The organism is Sphingomonas qomolangmaensis (genome assembly GCF_024496245.1).
In the GTDB taxonomy this organism is placed as follows: Bacteria; Pseudomonadota; Alphaproteobacteria; order Sphingomonadales; family Sphingomonadaceae; genus Sphingomonas; species Sphingomonas qomolangmaensis.
Map to the genome: position 1 here is coordinate 265,378 of NZ_CP101740.1, position 15,634 is coordinate 281,011.

Annotated in this window: 22 protein-coding genes; 20 read left to right on the forward strand and 2 right to left on the reverse strand. The window is 64.4% G+C overall.

Annotated elements, in window-relative coordinates; all coding sequences use genetic code 11:
• Positions 1 to 96 precede the first annotated feature (96 nt).
• From rpsN to guaA, 17 genes are all read left to right on the forward strand, one after another.
• Positions 97 to 402 (forward strand): 30S ribosomal protein S14, encoded by a 306-nt coding sequence (gene rpsN, locus NMP03_RS01375; RefSeq protein ID WP_256506766.1) that lies wholly within the window; start codon positions 97 to 99, stop codon positions 400 to 402.
• Positions 403 to 411: 9 nt separating this feature from the next.
• Positions 412 to 807 carry a 30S ribosomal protein S8 gene (rpsH, locus tag NMP03_RS01380; RefSeq protein ID WP_033921102.1) on the forward strand — a complete coding sequence of 132 codons (396 nt, stop codon included), beginning with the start codon at positions 412 to 414 and terminating at the stop codon, positions 805 to 807.
• Complete coding sequence (gene rplF / locus NMP03_RS01385; RefSeq protein WP_256506767.1) at positions 807 to 1,340, forward strand: 50S ribosomal protein L6; 534 nt, start codon at positions 807 to 809, stop codon at positions 1,338 to 1,340. Before rpsH ends, rplF begins: the two co-directional genes overlap by 1 nt.
• Positions 1,340 to 1,696 carry a 50S ribosomal protein L18 gene (rplR, locus tag NMP03_RS01390; protein ID WP_033921100.1) on the forward strand — a complete coding sequence of 119 codons (357 nt, stop codon included), beginning with the start codon at positions 1,340 to 1,342 and terminating at the stop codon, positions 1,694 to 1,696. The genes rplF and rplR overlap by 1 nt, the downstream gene beginning before the upstream one ends.
• Position 1,697: 1 nt before the next feature.
• On the forward strand, positions 1,698 to 2,441 hold the full coding sequence (rpsE, locus tag NMP03_RS01395; RefSeq protein ID WP_256506768.1) for a 30S ribosomal protein S5: 744 nt from the start codon (positions 1,698 to 1,700) through the stop codon (positions 2,439 to 2,441).
• 5 nt (positions 2,442 to 2,446) lie between these two features.
• On the forward strand, positions 2,447 to 2,623 hold the full coding sequence (gene rpmD, locus NMP03_RS01400) for a 50S ribosomal protein L30 (protein WP_033921099.1): 177 nt from the start codon (positions 2,447 to 2,449) through the stop codon (positions 2,621 to 2,623).
• 102 nt (positions 2,624 to 2,725) lie between these two features.
• The gene (gene rplO, locus NMP03_RS01405; protein WP_256506769.1) at positions 2,726 to 3,283 is read left to right on the forward strand and encodes a 50S ribosomal protein L15; all 558 of its coding nucleotides are present in this window, start codon (positions 2,726 to 2,728) and stop codon (positions 3,281 to 3,283) included.
• Between the two features lie 220 nt (positions 3,284 to 3,503).
• Entirely contained in the window at positions 3,504 to 4,874 is a 1,371-nt protein-coding gene (gene secY, locus NMP03_RS01410) for a preprotein translocase subunit SecY (protein WP_256506770.1), read from the forward strand.
• Between the two features lie 36 nt (positions 4,875 to 4,910).
• Entirely contained in the window at positions 4,911 to 5,564 is a 654-nt protein-coding gene (locus tag NMP03_RS01415) for an adenylate kinase (RefSeq protein WP_256506771.1), read from the forward strand.
• Positions 5,565 to 5,614: 50 nt separating this feature from the next.
• On the forward strand, positions 5,615 to 6,190 hold the full coding sequence (locus NMP03_RS01420) for a Uma2 family endonuclease (protein WP_256506773.1): 576 nt from the start codon (positions 5,615 to 5,617) through the stop codon (positions 6,188 to 6,190).
• Between the two features lie 158 nt (positions 6,191 to 6,348).
• A complete protein-coding gene (rpsM, locus tag NMP03_RS01425) occupies positions 6,349 to 6,717 on the forward strand; it encodes a 30S ribosomal protein S13 (RefSeq protein WP_033921093.1) in 369 nt (122 codons plus the stop codon).
• Positions 6,718 to 6,780: 63 nt separating this feature from the next.
• On the forward strand, positions 6,781 to 7,170 hold the full coding sequence (gene rpsK, locus NMP03_RS01430) for a 30S ribosomal protein S11 (RefSeq protein WP_033921091.1): 390 nt from the start codon (positions 6,781 to 6,783) through the stop codon (positions 7,168 to 7,170).
• Positions 7,171 to 7,272: 102 nt separating this feature from the next.
• Positions 7,273 to 8,337 carry a DNA-directed RNA polymerase subunit alpha gene (locus tag NMP03_RS01435; RefSeq protein WP_033921090.1) on the forward strand — a complete coding sequence of 355 codons (1,065 nt, stop codon included), beginning with the start codon at positions 7,273 to 7,275 and terminating at the stop codon, positions 8,335 to 8,337.
• A 175-nt stretch (positions 8,338 to 8,512) separates the two neighbouring features.
• Positions 8,513 to 8,935, forward strand: coding sequence for a 50S ribosomal protein L17 (gene rplQ, locus NMP03_RS01440; RefSeq protein WP_256506774.1), 423 nt, complete (start codon positions 8,513 to 8,515; stop codon positions 8,933 to 8,935).
• Between the two features lie 104 nt (positions 8,936 to 9,039).
• A complete protein-coding gene (locus tag NMP03_RS01445; RefSeq protein WP_256506775.1) occupies positions 9,040 to 11,193 on the forward strand; it encodes a prolyl oligopeptidase family serine peptidase in 2,154 nt (717 codons plus the stop codon).
• Positions 11,194 to 11,207: 14 nt separating this feature from the next.
• Complete coding sequence (locus NMP03_RS01450; RefSeq protein ID WP_256506776.1) at positions 11,208 to 11,360, forward strand: hypothetical protein; 153 nt, start codon at positions 11,208 to 11,210, stop codon at positions 11,358 to 11,360.
• 54 nt (positions 11,361 to 11,414) lie between these two features.
• On the forward strand, positions 11,415 to 12,971 hold the full coding sequence (gene guaA / locus NMP03_RS01455) for a glutamine-hydrolyzing GMP synthase (protein WP_256506777.1): 1,557 nt from the start codon (positions 11,415 to 11,417) through the stop codon (positions 12,969 to 12,971).
• Between the two features lie 174 nt (positions 12,972 to 13,145).
• Here the strand turns inward: guaA and NMP03_RS01460 are convergent, their stop codons facing one another.
• Both NMP03_RS01460 and NMP03_RS16160 read right to left on the reverse strand, forming a co-directional pair.
• Positions 13,146 to 13,571: a type II toxin-antitoxin system VapC family toxin gene (locus NMP03_RS01460; protein ID WP_256506778.1), complete on the reverse strand. Its 426-nt coding sequence runs from the start codon at positions 13,569 to 13,571 to the stop codon at positions 13,146 to 13,148.
• Complete coding sequence (locus NMP03_RS16160; RefSeq protein ID WP_319937633.1) at positions 13,571 to 13,738, reverse strand: hypothetical protein; 168 nt, start codon at positions 13,736 to 13,738, stop codon at positions 13,571 to 13,573. The genes NMP03_RS01460 and NMP03_RS16160 overlap by 1 nt, the downstream gene beginning before the upstream one ends.
• Before the next feature lie 148 nt (positions 13,739 to 13,886).
• On the opposite strand from NMP03_RS16160, the gene NMP03_RS01465 reads away from it, so the two are divergent.
• The 3 genes from NMP03_RS01465 (at position 13,887) to NMP03_RS01475 (ending at position 15,481) form a co-directional block, all read left to right on the forward strand.
• Complete coding sequence (locus tag NMP03_RS01465) at positions 13,887 to 14,237, forward strand: hypothetical protein (protein WP_256506779.1); 351 nt, start codon at positions 13,887 to 13,889, stop codon at positions 14,235 to 14,237.
• 34 nt (positions 14,238 to 14,271) lie between these two features.
• A complete protein-coding gene (locus tag NMP03_RS01470) occupies positions 14,272 to 14,661 on the forward strand; it encodes a MarR family winged helix-turn-helix transcriptional regulator (protein WP_256506780.1) in 390 nt (129 codons plus the stop codon).
• A 124-nt stretch (positions 14,662 to 14,785) separates the two neighbouring features.
• Positions 14,786 to 15,481: a hypothetical protein gene (locus tag NMP03_RS01475; RefSeq protein WP_256506781.1), complete on the forward strand. Its 696-nt coding sequence runs from the start codon at positions 14,786 to 14,788 to the stop codon at positions 15,479 to 15,481.
• Positions 15,482 to 15,634 lie beyond the last annotated feature (153 nt).

Below are 15,634 nucleotides of genomic sequence, written 5' to 3' on the forward strand. Positions count from 1 at the left end.
TAGCCCTCACCAAATCAATGCTGGGGGTTACAGACCCTCAACTCGACCCTCTCCCGCAAGCGGGAGAGGGAGCAAAAGGAAAGAGAGCTTAAGTCGATGGCGAAACTGAGTTCGATCAACAAGAACGAGAAGCGTCGCAAGCTGGTCAAGAAGTACGCGCCCAAGTACGCGGCGCTGAAGGCCATTGCGAATGACCGCGACCTCGATGACACGGAGCGCCTGATGGCGCGCCTGAAGATGGCCGAGCTGCCGCGCAACGGCAACCCGACCCGCATCCGCAACCGGTGCGAGCTTAGCGGCCGCCCGCGCGGCTATTACCGCAAGTTCCGTCTTGCCCGCGTCATGCTGCGCGATCTGGCCAACAAGGGCCTGATCCCCGGCGTCACGAAGTCGAGCTGGTAAGGACCTGACATGGCTTTGACCGATCCACTGGGTGACATGCTCACCCGCATCCGCAACGGCCAGCGCGCGCGCAAGGACTCCGTCCTGACGCCCGCTTCGAAGCTGCGGGCCCGCGTGCTCGACGTGCTTCAGCGCGAGGGCTATATTCGTGGCTACAGCGAAGAGCAGATGGGCCCCGCGGCCGGCATCCGCATCGAGCTGAAATATTTCGAGGGCCAGCCCGCGATCAAGCATGTCGCGCGCGTTTCGAAGCCCGGTCGCCGGGTCTATTCGGGCTCGCAGGAACTGCCCAAGGTCCGCAACGGCCTTGGCATCACCATCGTATCGACGCCGCGTGGCGTTCTGTCCGACGCCGAAGCGCGCGAACAGAATGTCGGTGGCGAAGTGCTCGCGGAGGTATTCTGATGAGCCGCATCGGCAAGAAGCCGGTCAGCGTCCCTGCGGGCGTGACCGCAACGATCGACGGCGAGCAGATCAGCGTCAAGGGCCCCAAGGGGACGCTGACGATGCCGCTGTTCGACGACATCAAGTATGAGAATGTCGATGGCGGCATCGCCGTCACCCCGGCGAACGACACCAAGCGTGCTCGTGCGTTCTGGGGCATGCAGCGGACCATGGTGCAGAACCTGGTGACCGGCGTGACCGACGGTTTCACCAAGAAGCTGATCATCACCGGCGTCGGCTACCGCGCCGCGGCCCAGGGCAAGAACCTGAAGCTGCAGCTGGGCTACAGCCACGACGTCAACATCGAGGTGCCCGAGGGCATCGAGGTGAAGACTCCTGATGCGACCACGGTCGAGATCAGCGGCTCCGACAAGCAGAAGGTGGGCCAGCTGGCCGCCGAGATCCGTCGCTGGCGCAAGCCCGAGCCGTACAAGGGCAAGGGCATCAAGTACGACGGCGAGTTCATCTTCCGCAAGGAAGGGAAGAAGAAGTAATGACCAAGGGCATGTCTCTCTTCGAGAAGCGGCGCCGCCGCAACCGTACCGCGCTTCGGGCGCGTGGCGGTGGTCGGCCGCGTCTGTCGGTCCATCGTTCGGGCCAGCATATCTATGCGCAGGTGATCGACGACGTCGCCGGCCGCACGCTGGCGATGGCATCGAGCCTCGACAAGGATTTCCGCGACAGCGCGAAGGCCAATGTCGAGACCGCAGCCGATGTCGGCAAGCGCCTGGCCGAGGCGGCGAAGGCCGCCGGCGTCACTCAGGTCGTCTTCGATCGTGGCGGCTTCCTGTATCATGGTCGCGTGAAGGCGCTGGCGGAAGCCGCGCGTGAAGGCGGATTGGAGTTCTAATATGGCGGACGACAACAACCCGACCGGCGCTTCGGCAGCCGCGCCCGCTTCGGCTCCTCCCCAGGATGGTCCTGGCGGTCCTCCGCGCGGCCCGCGCGGCGGTCGTGGCCGTGGCGGTCCCGGCGGCGGCCCCGGTGGTAACAACAACCGTGGTGGCGGTCGCGACAATCGCGGCGGCAACCGGCGCGACAATCGCGGCGGCAGCGACGATGGCGGCGAAGAGCTGATCGAGAAGCTGGTGCACATCAACCGCGTTTCGAAGACGGTGAAGGGCGGCAAGCGCTTCGGCTTCGCAGCACTCGTCGTCGTCGGCGATGGCAAGGGCCGTGTCGGCTTCGGCCATGGCAAGGCGCGCGAAGTGCCCGAGGCGATCTCGAAGGCGACCGCGGCTGCCAAGAAGGCGATGATCCGCGTGCCGCTGCGCGATGGTCGTACGCTGCATCATGACGGCGTCGGTCACTTCGGCGCAGGCCTGGTGTATCTGCGTTCGGCACCTGCGGGTACCGGCATCATCGCCGGTGGTCCGATGCGCGCCGTGTTCGAAGCGCTCGGCGTCGCCGACGTGGTGACCAAGTCGACCGGGACGTCGAACCCGTACAACATGATCCGCGCAACCTTCGAGTCGCTGGGTGAGCAGACCTCGCCTAAGAGCGTCGCGCAGCGTCGCGGCAAGAAGATCGCCGACCTGCTCGGCCGTGGTGGTTCACAGACCGCCGAGGCCGATGCCGCAGCGGTCGTGGAGTGAGCGACATGGCCAAGGTGAAGATTACCCAGACGGGTTCGCCCATCCGCCGCGACCCGAGTCAGCGTGCAACGCTGATCGGGCTGGGGCTTAACAAGATGCACAAGACGGTCGAGCTCGACGACACCCCCGAGGTGCGCGGCATGATCCGGAAGGTCCATCACATGCTGTCGGTCGAGGAATAATTCCTCCACTGCCAGTGACAGAATGAGGGAAGGGGGCTATCGGCCCCCTTCCTGTTTTTACCCCAACGTCAGCGCGACAAAAGCGAAAGCGAGTGCACGATCATGAAACTCAACGACATCCGCGATAACAAAGGCGCCCGCAAGGAGCGCGTACGCGTCGGCCGTGGCATCGGTTCGGGCGTGGGCAAGACCGCCGGCCGCGGCCAAAAGGGTGCCAAGGCGCGCTCGGGCGTCGCGATCAACGGTTTTGAGGGTGGTCAGATGCCGCTCCACATGCGGCTGCCGAAGCGCGGGTTCAACAACCCGTTCGCCAAGGACTATGCCGAGATCAACCTGGGCATGATCCAGAAGGCGATCGACTTGGGCAAGATCGAAGCGGGTGCGACGATCGACCAGGCGCTGCTGACCGCGGCGGGCCTGACGCGCGGCGGCAAGGACGGCGTTCGCCTCCTCGCCAAGGGCGATTTCTCGGCCAAGCTCTCGTTCGTCGTCGCCGGTGCCTCGAAGGGCGCCAAGGAAGCCGTCGAAAAGGCCGGCGGTTCGGTCCAGTTGATCGAGCTGGTCTCGCCCGGCGAGAAGGCTGCCGCCAAGAAGGGCAAGGTTCGCCTCGAGCGGATCGCCGACAAGGAAGCCAAGAAGGCCGCCGCCAAGAAGGCATAACCTTCTGTCTCCCCCCCGACGTCGGGAGGGGGCGGGGGAGGGGTGTCGGCTCGAGCTTCGGTGCTCGCGGACAGGCCCTCCCCTAACCCCTCCCGCGCGCGGGAGGGGGATTTTGCGCGGCAGCTTGGAACGGCCGGGTTAGACAACGCGCCCCGACCGCCTATATGCACTCGCGACATGGGCGAAAGTTCCGCCCGCTGATTCCCGGGACACACCACATATGGCATCCGCAGCCGATCAAATGGCGACCAGCCTGAACCTGTCGAAATTCGGCAAGGCGACCGAGCTCAAGAAGCGGCTCTGGTTCACGCTGGGCGCGCTCATCATCTTCCGGATGCTCAGCTACGTGCCGCTGCCCGGCATCGACCCGACCCAGCTCAATCTGCTCGCGCAGCAGACGCAGGGCGGCGTCATGGATTTCTTCAACACCTTCTCGGGCGGTGCGCTCGAGCGGATGTCGATCATCGCGCTCGGCGTGATGCCCTACATCACCGCCTCGATCGTGGTGCAGCTCGCTTCCTCGCTCAGCCCCACGCTGGCGGCGATCAAGAAGGAAGGCGAGAGCGGGCGCAAGAAGCTCAACCAGTATACGCGCTACGGCACCGTCGGCCTGACCGCGGTCCAGGGCTATTTCATCGCGGTCGGTCTCGAGGCGTTCGGTGCGACGCAGGGTGCGCAGGCGGTGGTCGAGCCCGGCATGTTGTTCCGTATCAGCGCGGTCATCTCGCTGATCGGCGGCACGATGTTCCTGATGTGGCTGGGTGAGCAGATCACCAGCCGTGGCATCGGCAACGGCATTTCGCTGATCATCATGGCGGGCATCGTCGCGCATCTGCCGACGACGCTGGTCCAGTTGTTCGAAGGCGGTCGCACCGGCACGATGGACCCGGTCCGTCTGGTCGGCATCATGGTTGCGGTGATCGGGCTGATCCTGCTGATCTGCTTCATGGAGCGCGCGCAGCGGCGGATCCTGATCCAATATCCCAAGCGCCAGACCGCGCGCGGAGTGCAGGCCGAGCGCAGCCATCTGCCGCTCAAGATCAACACCGCGGGCGTCATCCCGCCGATCTTCGCTTCGTCGCTGCTGCTGATGCCGCTGACCGTCAGCCAGTTCGCCGGCCAGAGCGCGGCCAGCGGCGAGGGTGGGTTCATGAACGATTTCGTGATCGGGCTGAATCAGTACCTCACCCATGGCAGCCCGGTGTATATGCTGCTGTACGGCTTGGGCATCGTGTTCTTCTCGTTCTTCTACACCTCGGTGGTGTTCAATCCCGAGGAGACCGCGGACAATCTGAAGCGCTATGGCGGCTTCATCCCCGGCATCCGCCCGGGCAAGAGCACCGAGACCTATTTCGATTATGTGCTGACGCGGATCACCGTGATCGGTGCGGCGTATCTGACCTTCATCTGCCTGGTGCCCGAATATCTTGTGTCGGCGCTGAGCATCCCCTTCTACCTTGGTGGCACTAGCCTTCTCATCGTGGTCAACGTAACCATGGATACGGTGACGCAGATCCAGTCGCATTTGCTGGCGCACCAGTATGGCGACCTGATCAAGAAGGCGAAGCTCAAGGGCGGTCGCGCGCGCTAAAGCCGCGCGCGCAAGCGTACGAATAGGGGAAGAGGCTTGAACATCATCCTGCTGGGACCGCCGGGCGCGGGCAAGGGCACCCAGGCGAGCCGGCTCGAACGCGAGCACGGCATGGTCCAGCTCTCGACCGGCGACATGCTGCGCGCTGCGGTGAAGGCGGGCACGCCGGTCGGGCTCGAGGCCAAGGCGGTGATGGATTCGGGCGGGCTGGTGTCGGACGCGATCGTGTCGGGGATCATCGGTGAGCGGCTCGACGAACTGCCCGCCGAGACCGGGGTGATCTTCGACGGCTATCCGCGTACCGCGGCGCAGGCCGAGGCGCTCGACACGCTGCTGGCGGACCGCGGGCGCGAGCTGCATTATGTGATCGAGCTGGTGGTCGACGAGGATGCGCTGGTCGAGCGGATCACCGGGCGCTTCACTTGTGGCAATTGTGGTGCAGGCTATCACGACGTGTTCAAGCCGACGCTGGTCGACGGCCTGTGCGACGTGTGCGGATCGACCGAGTTCAAGCGCCGCCCCGACGACAATGCCGAGACGGTGCGCACGCGGATGGCCGAATATCGCGCCAAGACCGCACCGATCCTGCCGATCTACGACGCGCGCGGACTGGTCACGCGGATCGACGGCATGGCCGACATCGCGCAGGTGACCGCGGCGATCGAGGGCGTGCTGGGCGGGCAGGGGTAGGCTGGTGCCGGCCGTTGTCGGCCGGCCCAACGGATGATATCGTGGCTGGCATGGGCCAAGAGCGATTTTCCGTCTCCGAACCGACCGTGCACAAGCTGACGGTGGAGGAGTTCCTTGCGCTCGATGAGGCTGGCTTCTTTCTTGGAAAGGGCCGGTTCGAGCTGATCGAGGGGGAAATCTATCAGATGAGCCCGCTGCACCGCCCGCACGCCCGAGTCATCATCGAAATCGGATCGCAGCTTCACCGCGCGGTCGGCGCCGCCGCGCTCGATCTCGAAGTTCTGTCGCCGGTGTCGATGCGGCTCGGGCCGCATAGCCTGCCCGAGCCCGACCTGCTCGTCGCGGCTCCCGATCCCGATGACAAGTTCGTCGAACTGGGGTTTGCCCGCCTCGCGATCGAAGTCGCCGATGCGTCGCTGAAGCATGATCTGACGCGCAAGGCTCCGCTATACGCACAACATGGCATCCCCGAATTCTGGATCGTCGACCTTAACGCGCGGACGATCCACCAGATGACCGACCCGAGGCCCGAGGGCTATGCCAGCGTCGAGGTCCATCCGTTCGGCGCACGCGTTGCATCGAAATTGGTTCCGCAAATCGTGCTTGACAGCGCCCGGCTCGCTTGACAGCCGACGACTCGCGGCTTAACTGCCAGTCCCTCCGAAGCACCGGTCATGCCGGCGGCGCGTTTACGCGACCGTCGGTGTCGTTCGTTTCGGAATTAACGCTACGAGATGGGCGCGTGCTGCCATGCCGTGCCCGTGGAGCTGGGAGAATATAGTTCATGGCTCGTATTGCGGGTGTCAACATCCCGACCAACAAGCGCGTCGTCATCGCGCTGCAGTATATCCACGGCATCGGCCCCGCAAAGGCCAAGCAGATCACCGAAGCATTGAGCATCGTTCCCGAACGCCGGGTACAGGACCTCACCGATTCGGAAGTGCTGCAGATCCGCGAGACGATCGACGCCACCCACACGGTGGAAGGCGATCTTCGTCGCCAGACCGCGATGAACATCAAGCGTCTGATGGATCTGGCCTGCTATCGTGGGCTTCGTCATCGCAAGGGCCTGCCGGTCCGCGGCCAGCGCACGCATACCAATGCGCGCACCCGCAAGGGCAAGTCGAAGGCGATCGCCGGCAAGAAGAAGTAAGCTTGAAGCCGCGGCGGCATCGTCGCGGCTCGCTTACGCTATTCAGGATATCAGGACAGTAAAATGGCACGTGAACCGCAGCGCCTTCGTCGGCGCGAACGCAAGAATATCTCCTCGGGCGTCGCGCATGTGAACGCCAGCTTCAACAACACGATGATCACCATCACCGACGCGCAGGGCAACACGATCTCGTGGTCGTCGGCCGGCACGATGGGCTTCAAGGGCAGCCGCAAGTCGACTCCCTATGCCGCCCAGGTCGCCGCCGAAGACGCGGGCAAGAAGGCTGCCGAGCACGGCGTCCGCACGCTCGAAGTCGAAGTAAAGGGTCCGGGTTCGGGCCGCGAATCGGCGCTTCGCGCGCTGCAGGCGGTCGGTTTCCAGATCACGTCGATCCGCGACGTGACCTCGATCCCGCACAACGGCGTTCGTCCTTCGAAGCGTCGCCGCGTCTAATTCGATTATGCGTGGGCGGGCGGCTTCGCAGTATTGCGAGCCGCGCGCCCACGCGGCTTTTCGGCGGGAGAGTCCCATTCCCGCCCAACCCAGGGGAAGCCTGTGTCTGTCAATGCAAAGAACTGGCAGGAGCTGAAGAAGCCCAGCGGTCTCGAAAAGAAGGCCGGTGGCGATACCAAGCGCAAGGCGACCTTCATCGCCGAACCGCTCGAGCGGGGCTTCGGTCTGACGCTCGGCAACGCGCTGCGCCGCGTGTTGCTGTCGTCGCTGCAGGGTGCTGCGGTCACCTCGATCAAGATCGAGAACGTGCTGCACGAATTCTCGTCGCTGGCGGGAGTCCGCGAGGACGTCACCGACATCGTCCTGAACGTGAAGCAGCTGGCGATCCGCATGCAGGGCGAAGGCCCCAAGCGGCTCCAGCTGTCGGCGACCGGTCCTGCGACCGTCACTGCCGGTGACATCGCCGTTTCGGGTGACATCGAAGTGATGAACCCCAAGCTGGTACTGTGCCACCTTGATGAAGGCGCGACGCTCAACATGGAGCTGACGGCTGACGTCGGGAAGGGCTATGTGCCCGCCGCTGCTAACCGTCCGGCCGACGCACCGATCGGGCTGATTCCCATCGACGCGCTGTATTCGCCGGTGCGCCAGGTCAGCTACAAGGTCGAGAACACCCGCGTCGGGCAAGAGCTCGATTACGACAAGCTGACGCTGACGATCGAGACCGATGGCACCGTGACCCCTGACGATGCGGTGGCCTATGCCGGTCGCATTCTGCAGGACCAGTTGTCGCTGTTCGTCCACTTCGACGATTCGGCGATGACTCGCAGCGCGCCGGTTTCGGCGGGCCTGCCCGTTGCCGCTGCTGAAACGCCTGGCGATACCGCGACGATCAACCGTTACCTTCTCAAGAAGGTCGACGAGTTGGAGCTGTCGGTGCGTTCGGCCAACTGCCTCAAGAACGACAACATCATCTATATCGGCGATCTGGTCCAGAAGACCGAAGCCGAGATGCTGCGCACGCCGAATTTCGGCCGCAAGTCGCTCAACGAGATCAAGGAAGTGCTTTCGGGCATGGGGCTCCGCCTGGGGATGGAAATTCCTGGCTGGCCGCCTGAGAACATCGAAGAGATGGCCAAGAAGCTCGAGCAGGAAATCATGGGGTGATCGCAGCATCCTTTGCCGTCACCCCGGCGAAAGCCGGGGACCAGCGCGGCAAGGGATATGTGTTCCCCTTTAAGGCCCCGTCTTTCGCCGGGGTGACGGATAATTTGGGTGGGCTGCCGTCCCCACCTGGTCTGGGGTCCCGTCGAACGGCCCCTTAACGAACGAAGGAAATATCATGCGTCATCGCGTAGGCGGCCGTAAGCTGCAACGTACCTCGGCACATCGCATCGCGCTGTTCCGCAACATGTCGGCCGCGCTCATCAAGCATGAGCAGATCACCACCACCGTCGCCAAGGCAAAGGAGCTTCGCCCCTATGTCGAGAAGCTGGTGACGCTGGCGAAGAAGGGCGGCCTGTCGAACCGCCGCCTGGCACATGCCCGGCTGCTCGACGACGCGCAGCTCATCAAGCTGTTCGACGTGCTGGCATCGCGCTACGCCGACCGTCCCGGCGGCTATACCCGCATCATCAAGGCCGGCCCCCGCGCTTCGGATGCCTCGCCGATGGCGATCATCGAATTCGTCGACCGCGACGTCAGCGCCAAGGGCCAGGATTCGGGCCCGGTGATGTCGGACGACAATTACGACGACGAGGGCTGATCGAACTAGGCCCCTCTCCCGTTCAGCGGGGGGATTAGCCGACTTGCCAGAAAGGCCGTGCCCATTAGGGTGCGGCCTTTCTCGTTTCTGCGGAGATCCCCTTCATGCGTCGTGTTTCGCTCGCCCTCTTGCCGCTGCTGTTCGTCGCTCCGACCTATGCCGCTTCCGCCCCACAGGAGACCCGCGCCGCGATGCCGACGATCGATTACCCGCAGACCCGCCGCACCGACGTGGCTGAAGAGCAGTTCGGCGAGAAGGTCGCCGATCCGTATCGCTGGCTCGAGAACGACGTTCGCAACGATGCCGAGGTGGCCAAATGGGTCGCTGATCAGAACAAGCTTACCGATGCGTATCTGGCGACGCTGCCCGGCCGCGATCTGTTCCAGGCGCGGCTGAAGGCGCTGTTCGATTATGAGCGCTTCGGCGTGCCGACCAAGAAGGGCGGCCGCTATTTCTACAGCTATAATTCGGGGCTGCAGAACCAGGCGGTGCTGTACGTCCGCGACAGCGTCGACGGGCAGGGGCGATTGCTGCTCGATCCTAATGGCTGGTCGAAGGACGGCGCGACCGCGCTGGGCGAATGGGAGCCTTCGGAGGACGGCAAGCACCTGCTGTACAGCGTGCAGGACGGCGGTTCTGACTGGCGGACGGTGCAGGTGCTCGACGTCGCGACGGGAAAGCCGCTCGCCGACAAGGTCGAATGGGTGAAGTTCTCGACCCTGGTCTGGGCCAAGGACGGGTCGGGCTTCTTCTATTCGCGTTTCCCCGCGCCCGCCGCCGACCAGCAGTTCCAGGCGCTGAACGAGAACCAGGCGGTGTATTTCCACAAGCTGGGCAACGCGCAGGCGGCCGACCAGCTGATCTATGCCACCCCCGAGACGCCCAAGCGCAGCCATACGGCGCAGGTCACCGACGATGGCCGCTATCTGGTGGTCACCACCACCGAGGGCACCGACAATCGCTACGAAGTGACGCTGATCGACCTGCAGGACGCCAAGCGCACCCCGCGCAAGCTGGTGAAGGGGCTAGAGAACGAGTGGAGCCTCGTCGGCAACCAGGGGACGACCTTCTATTGGTCGACCAACAAGGGTGCGCCGCGATCGAAGATCGTGACGATGGACGTCAGCGCCGCGACGCCGACCCCGCGCGACCTGATCGCCGAGGATGCGGCGGTGCTGCAGGGCGCGGGCATCGTCGGCGGGATGCTGGTCGCCAGCTATCTGGTCGATGCCAAGACCGAGGTGCGGCGCTATGCGCTGGGTGGCAAGCTTGCGGGCAAGGTCGATCTGCCGGGGATCGGCACTGCGGGCGGCTTCGGCGGTGATCAGGACGATCCCGAGACCTTCTTCGTCTTCACCAGCTTCGCGACGCCGAGCACGGTCTATCGCTATGACGTGAAGACCGGGCAGGCGAGCCCCTGGGCCAGCCCCAAGGTGGCGTTCGATCCGGCGAACTATGTCGTCGAACAGCGCTTCTACGCATCGAAGGACGGCACCAAGGTTCCGATGTTCGTCGTGAAACGCAAGGACGTGACCGGCCCCGCGCCGACGTTGCTCTATGCCTATGGCGGCTTCAACGTGCCGGTGCTGCCGGGCTTCTCCGCGTCGCGCGTCGCGTGGATGGAGCAGGGCGGGGTGCTCGCGGTCGCCAACATTCGCGGCGGCGGCGAATATGGCAAGACCTGGCACGACGGCGGCCGCTTGGCGAACAAGCAGAATGTGTTCGACGATTTCATCGGCGCTGGCGAATATCTGATCGCGCAAGGCATCACCGGCAAGACCCAGTTGGCGATCCAGGGCGGATCGAATGGCGGGTTGCTGGTGGGTGCGGTGGTCAATCAGCGCCCCGATCTGTTCGCCGCCGCGCTGCCCGCGGTGGGGGTGATGGACATGCTGCGCTTCGATCGCTTCACCGCGGGGCGCTATTGGGTCGACGACTATGGCTATCCGTCGAAGGAGGCCGATTTCAAGGTGCTGCGCGCCTATTCGCCGTATCACAATGTTGCGGCGGGCAAGACCTATCCGGCGATCCTGGCGACCACCGCCGACACCGATGATCGCGTGGTGCCCGGCCACACCTTCAAATACACCGCGATGCTCCAGGCGAGCGACATCGGCCCCAAGCCGCACCTCGCCCGCATCGAAACGCGAGCGGGCCATGGATCGGGCAAGCCTACCGACAAGATCATCGAGGAGACGGCCGATCTGTGGGCGTTCGCAGCGAAGTGGACGGGGTTGGAGGTGAAACCGGTCCAGTGAGGCAAGGTGGTGCGGTGGAAACGGCGCGCCTCCTTTCCGAAGGCGTGATCGCGGATTTCACCGGCGATGGGACGCTGGTTTGGCTCTATATCGATGGCGCGAGCCGGTTCGACCGGGGTTCACTCGAAACGACGGTCGTACCGCTGGTGCCGCGCAAGGCCGCCTGACCGCGGTGGCATCATCCCCTTTCCCAGCCGCGCGTGGCTCGCTATGCGCTTGCCATGCAGACCCCTTCGCAATCCATCCTGATCGTCGACTTCGGTAGCCAGGTCACCCAGCTCATCGCCCGGCGCGTGCGCGAGGCGGGGGTGTATTCGGAGATCGCGCCGTTCACCACCGCCGCCGAAGCCTTCGAGCGGATGCAGCCCGCCGGCATCATCCTGTCGGGCAGCCCGGCTTCGGTGCTCGACGAGGAAAGCCCGCGGGTACCGCAGGCGATCTTCGACAGCGGGCTCCCGGTGCTGGGCATCTGCTATGGCCAGCAGGTGATGATGCAGCAGCTAGGCGGGCAGGTGATGCGCGGCGATTCGGGCGAGTTCGGCCGCGCCTTCATCGAGATCGCCGATAGCTGCGCGCTGTTCGACGGCATGTGGGCCGAGCGCGAGACGCACCAAGTGTGGATGAGCCATGGCGACAAGGTGACCGAGCTGGCGCCGGGCTTCCGCCCTGTCGCGGCGAGCCCCGGCGCGCCCTATGCGGTGATCGCCGACGATTCGCGTCGTTATTACGCGATGCAATTTCATCCCGAGGTGGTCCACACCCCCGATGGCGGCAAGCTGATCGCCAATTTCGCGCGCCATGTCTGCGGGCTGTCGGGCGACTGGACGATGGCGGAATTCCGCGACGCCAAGATCGCCGAAATCCGCGCGCAGGTTGGCAGCGGGCGAGTCATCTGCGGCCTGTCGGGCGGCGTCGACTCAGCGGTGGCGGCGGTGCTGATCCACGAGGCGATCGGTGAACAGCTGACCTGCGTGTTCGTCGATCACGGGCTGATGCGCGCCAGCGAGGCCGACCAGGTCGTCAGCCTGTTCCGCAACCATTACAATATCCCGCTGGTCCATGTGAACGCCGAGACGCTGTTCCTGAGCGGGCTGGCCGGGGTCACCGATCCCGAAGCGAAGCGCAAGTTCATCGGCAAGACCTTCATCGACGTGTTCGAAGCCGAGGCCAAGAAGGTCGGCGGTGCCGAATTCCTGGCGCAGGGAACGCTCTATCCCGACGTGATCGAAAGCGTCAGCTTCACCGGCGGGCCTTCGGTGACGATCAAGAGCCACCACAATGTCGGCGGGCTGCCGGCACGCATGAACATGAAGCTGGTCGAGCCCTTGCGCGAATTGTTCAAGGACGAGGTGCGCGCCTTGGGCCGCGAGCTCGGGTTGCCCGACATCTTTGTCGGCCGGCACCCGTTCCCGGGGCCGGGCCTGGCGATCCGCATCCCGGGCGAGGTTACCAAGGAACGCTGCGACATCCTGCGCAAGGCCGATGCGGTGTATCTCGAGGAAATCCGCAACGCCGGGCTCTACGACGCGATCTGGCAGGCGTTCGCGGTGCTGCTGCCCGTGCGCAGCGTCGGGGTGATGGGCGACGGGCGCACCTATGACAATGTGCTGGCGCTGCGCGCGGTGACCTCGACCGACGGGATGACCGCCGAAGCCTTCAGCTTCCCCGGCGATTTCCTGCCGCGCGTCGCGACGCGGATCATCAACGAGGTGCGCGGGATCAACCGGGTAACCTACGACTATACCTCGAAGCCGCCGGGCACGATCGAGTGGGAATGACGGATACAAACGGCGACGACGGCGTAGGATCGACGGCGGCTTTTGCTGTCGCTTGATTGCCGTTCCTTCCAGCTTCTCACTCCGACCAGCTGGTCTACTCGATCTGTCCCATGCGACTGATCTGGGGGCGTTCTAAGGATAATGTAAAGCCCCCTTCGACGGAAGATGTCCGGATCATGCCAGTGACTGCGCCGGTACACCGAGCGCGAGCCCGGCGTGGGCGAACTGCTTGTCGAGCGTGTACACCGTGGCGCCGTGCTCTGATGCGATGGCGAGGTGGAGGGCGTCGCCGGCACGAAGCCCCAAGGCGTGCTGATCGGCAAACCTCGCTGCCGCCCGGAACTGCCCACCCATCACGCGCAGCACGGTGAAGCTTTCGGTGACGAGCCTGTTGAACATGGCAAGCGCGGCCGCGCGCTGCTGGAGGGTGATCTGTCCAGTCCGCAGCTTGATTGCCATGGCCGACGACATCTCGGTGACGGTCCAGTCGCTGATTAGGAGCGCGGCCGGATCCTGCTCGGCGAGCCAAGCCTGAACGCGCGGCGTCATCGCTTCATTGGAGAGGGCCGCAACGATCAGCGACGTGTCGAGATAGAGCATTAGTAGCGGTCGCCGTCCCGCATCGACCGCACGAGATCGGCGGCACCTGGGGACTGCGGCGGCATCGCTGCCGTCAGCGTTTGAAGTAACGCGGCATCGATCGCCTTGCGCGGCCTAGCCACAGCGGTGAGCCGCGCGACAGGCTTGCCGCGGCGGGTGATGTCGATCGAGTCGCCCGCCTCGACCCGGTCGACCTACTCGCTCAGATGGGCTTTGGCCTCTGCCAGATTGATCGCATCCATGTCATGCTCCTGACCATCTAGATGGTCATATAGCGCGTCCAACCGAAGATTCCAGCAAACAGCAGCTTGGCTGATGCGGCATGTTCTCACCCGGCAGCTTTACGACATTTGGGAACGCGCTGTCGCCAAGGTAGCGCCGGAACTCGGCATCTCCGACAAGGCGTTGCGCAAGCAATGCGTGAAGCACGCCATCCCCTTGCCAGACGCCGCCTATCGAGGACGGCTGCCCGCTGGGCACGCTCTCCTGACGGACTGTGAAGCGGGCATTTACGTTGTCTCATACCCCGGAGCGGCGGATACCTCGGGCGGCGACCGCGTGTTCGGGCTCCTGCGACGATTGCAGATGGCGGAGCAAACAGCTCCACGTCTCCATCGCCGCTTGACAGAAATGTTGATATCAACAAATATGCGGCATGGTTTTTGATTCATCAGATGCGCGACGCGTGGGAGCTGCCTGTTTGGGGCTCCATATCCGCCGTGCCGCGCGCAGGCTGACGCGCATCTACGATGACAGTCTAGCCCCCCTGGACCTGACGATCGGCCAGTTTTCGTTGCTTGCGATGCTGGCCGGACGCGAGGTTTGGGCGATGCAGCCCCTGGCGGATGCGCTCGGCACCGACCGGAGTTCGCTCACGGCGGCGCTGAAACCGCTGGAACGCAGGGGGCTGGTCGGGTCTTCGCCCGACGCCACCGATAGGCGGCTTAGGTTCTTGTCGCTGACGTCGCAGGGCATTGCGCTGATGAGCGACGCCGAGCCGCTCTGGCGGCGTGCGCAGGAGGCCGCGGAAACGTTGCTCGGACATGAGGGTGCCGAGCGCCTCCGGCAGACTCTCAGAACGCTGAGCTAAGGAGAGCATCCGTGGCAGAAACCTCGTGCCAGCATGTTGATATCAACGAACCAGCGCGCGAACTCAGCGGTCGTTTTTGCTGCTTAAGCGGTCATCGCTGCTCAACCGCCCGCATCGCCACGCGTTGAAGGAGATTGCCATGTCGTATCAGCATTCTATCGCGCCCGCAGCGGCACATTATCGCTTCACCATGCTCGCCGTCATCGCGATGCTGCTGGTGTGGGCGACCGCGGTCGTCGTTGCGGCACAGTCGGGATTTCTTGCGACGCTCTACCAGCCGTTGATCGGTGGCATCGTCGCGCTCACCATCATCGTTCCGACCCTCCTCTATTTCGCGTCGTCAGCGATGCGGGGGCTGATGGACGCTGTCGGTCACCGGCGTATCATTCAGTTTCATATCTGGCGGATCCCGGCGGCGTTGCTGTTCTTTTGGTACGGCGCCCAGGGTCAGCTTCCACCGTTGTTCTGGGTCCTTGCCGGGGTCGGAGACCTGATCGCGGGACTGTTCGCGCTATTCGCGGTGACCCGTCCAGAAGATCCCGGCCGGTACCTGCGGTTTCACCTTTTCGGGTTCGCGGACTTTGTCGTCGCGGTCGGCACGGGGTTGACCTTCACACTGCTTGAGGACGTTCGCATGCAACCGGTCGCGGCGCTCCCCATGGCGCTCATTCCGCTGTTCGGCGTCGGCATATCGGGTGCGACCCATCTGATGGCGTTCGATATGCTGCGGCGGGGAGCGGGTTTTCGCATAGCGTCGAGGTCTGCCGCAGCCGATGGCTCGGCCTCGCCGACCACCGATGCCCGACCTGCGGAATTGTAGTGTCCGAGATCGTGGCGGCAGAGGGACGCACGATCGCTTGTGCGGCGACCACCCCGGGGTTACGCGCGGCGAAACTCGCTACTCGGCGGGTTCGGTGGCTTAATGTGACGGGTGCATGATCGAGGGGGATGAGCGCGGTGGAGGCGATCGGCG

Coding starts and splice junctions, on each gene's coding strand:
- rpsN (WP_256506766.1), top strand. CDS start 97: ATGGCGAAACTGAGTTCGATCAACAAGAACGAGAAGCGTCGCAAGCTG.
- rpsH (WP_033921102.1), top strand. CDS start 412: ATGGCTTTGACCGATCCACTGGGTGACATGCTCACCCGCATCCGCAAC.
- rplF (WP_256506767.1), top strand. CDS start 807: ATGAGCCGCATCGGCAAGAAGCCGGTCAGCGTCCCTGCGGGCGTGACC.
- rplR (WP_033921100.1), top strand. CDS start 1,340: ATGACCAAGGGCATGTCTCTCTTCGAGAAGCGGCGCCGCCGCAACCGT.
- rpsE (WP_256506768.1), top strand. CDS start 1,698: ATGGCGGACGACAACAACCCGACCGGCGCTTCGGCAGCCGCGCCCGCT.
- rpmD (WP_033921099.1), top strand. CDS start 2,447: ATGGCCAAGGTGAAGATTACCCAGACGGGTTCGCCCATCCGCCGCGAC.
- rplO (WP_256506769.1), top strand. CDS start 2,726: ATGAAACTCAACGACATCCGCGATAACAAAGGCGCCCGCAAGGAGCGC.
- secY (WP_256506770.1), top strand. CDS start 3,504: ATGGCATCCGCAGCCGATCAAATGGCGACCAGCCTGAACCTGTCGAAA.
- NMP03_RS01420 (WP_256506773.1), top strand. CDS start 5,615: ATGGGCCAAGAGCGATTTTCCGTCTCCGAACCGACCGTGCACAAGCTG.
- rpsM (WP_033921093.1), top strand. CDS start 6,349: ATGGCTCGTATTGCGGGTGTCAACATCCCGACCAACAAGCGCGTCGTC.
- rpsK (WP_033921091.1), top strand. CDS start 6,781: ATGGCACGTGAACCGCAGCGCCTTCGTCGGCGCGAACGCAAGAATATC.
- rplQ (WP_256506774.1), top strand. CDS start 8,513: ATGCGTCATCGCGTAGGCGGCCGTAAGCTGCAACGTACCTCGGCACAT.
- NMP03_RS01445 (WP_256506775.1), top strand. CDS start 9,040: ATGCGTCGTGTTTCGCTCGCCCTCTTGCCGCTGCTGTTCGTCGCTCCG.
- guaA (WP_256506777.1), top strand. CDS start 11,415: ATGCAGACCCCTTCGCAATCCATCCTGATCGTCGACTTCGGTAGCCAG.
- NMP03_RS01460 (WP_256506778.1), bottom strand. CDS start 13,571: ATGCTCTATCTCGACACGTCGCTGATCGTTGCGGCCCTCTCCAATGAA.
- NMP03_RS01465 (WP_256506779.1), top strand. CDS start 13,887: ATGCGGCATGTTCTCACCCGGCAGCTTTACGACATTTGGGAACGCGCT.